At 69.6% G+C, this 1,311-nt stretch carries 1 protein-coding gene; it reads left to right on the top strand.

Annotated elements, in window-relative coordinates; genetic code table 11:
* Positions 1-87: 87 nt before the first annotated feature.
* Positions 88-1,176 carry an NADP-dependent oxidoreductase gene (locus tag ACFPZI_RS32985; protein ID WP_381370852.1) on the top strand — a complete coding sequence of 363 codons (1,089 nt, stop codon included), beginning with the start codon at positions 88-90 and terminating at the stop codon, positions 1,174-1,176.
* Positions 1,177-1,311 lie beyond the last annotated feature (135 nt).

Here is a 1,311-nt window from a genome sequence, read left to right as displayed (position 1 = left end):
GCGCATACGACACCAACGAGCCCCAGCCCTGAAAGCAACACCTTAATGATCGGCAGACCCTAAGTGCTGTCCCGTAACTGATGGGCGATGCCGACTCAGGCGTTTGGGGTGAGACGCTTCACCGCTGATGCGCGTGGCGACCGACGCTGCGTCAGCACGGCAGTGCACACTCGGGTGGAGTCCATTCCTCCCGGAGGCGTCATGCCGCAGTCGGAGCCAGCTGATGCACGGATGCGGGCCTGCGGGGTCGCCGAAATGTCCGGTCCGGTCCAGTCGCTACGGCTGCCCAGGCCCCAGTCACCCGGGCCAGGCGAGATCTTGCTCGACGTCCTGGCCGCCGGGGTCGGCCCCTGGGACCGGCTGCTTGCCTCCGGTAGATGGGACGTGGGCCTGCGCTTTCCGGCGGCCCTCGGGGTGGAGGGCGCAGGTCGTGTCGTCGCCGTGGGGCCGGATGTCACGACCCCTGCCGTGGGTGACCTGGTGCTGGCCCACAGTGCTCCGTTGCCCGGTCACAGCGGCTTGTGGGCCGAGCAGGTGCTGCTGCGAGCCGCGGACGCGGCACCTCTGCCCGAAGGCCTGGACCCGGCGCGGGCGGCGGCCCTCCCCGTCAACGGCCTGACCGCCTGCCAGGCTTTGGACTGGCTGGACCTGTCCAGCGGCATGCAACTGCTGGTGACGAACGGAGCGGGAGTGACCGGGGCCCTCGTCCTGCAACTCGCGGTCGCGGCCGGAGTCCATGTGACGGCGACGGCGTCCCCCCGCTCCTTTGACCGGCTGCGCCGCCTGGGCGCGACAGACGTCATCGACTACCGCCGCCCCGCCTGGCCGCGCGAGGTCGGGCGCGTCTTCGACGCGGCGCTCGCCGCAGCCCCCGGAACGGCCGCCACCGCCGGGGAACTTGTCCGCCCGGGGGGTCGGCTGTGCTCCATCACCTCGGACGCCCCGGCCGCGAGCGCTGAACTCGCTTCGGCCGATCTCTACGTCCGTCCGGACGCAGAGACTCTCGCTGTCCTCGCCAGCCAGCTCCGCGACGGCGTACTCGACCTGCCCACGGAGGTACTTCCCCTTGATGAAGGCCCCGGCGCCTTCGACCGGTCCTCGAGGGGCCTCACCGGCGGAACCAAGCTCGTGCTCCGCGTCACCGGTCCGGCTTCCTCGGACACCATGCCAGCGTAGAAGCCCAGCGGCTCATTGCTGGGACTTCGAACGGGTACTGAAGCTTCCCCTTGATCGTGGACACCTGGAAACTGGGACCTGAGAGGTTCCAGAGGAAGTAGTGACCAGGTGGGAAGCACGTACACGAAGCGGTAC

Origin of the sequence: Streptomyces chlorus (genome assembly GCF_042655885.1) — a bacterium.
In the GTDB taxonomy this organism is placed as follows: domain Bacteria; phylum Actinomycetota; class Actinomycetes; order Streptomycetales; family Streptomycetaceae; genus Streptomyces; species Streptomyces chlorus.
This window is presented reverse-complemented; position numbering and strand designations above follow the sequence as displayed.

What these genes read in the sequence shown, in the direction of transcription:
- ACFPZI_RS32985 (WP_381370852.1), top strand. Translation starts at nt 88, where the DNA reads ATGCCGACTCAGGCGTTTGGGGTGAGACGCTTCACCGCTGATGCGCGT.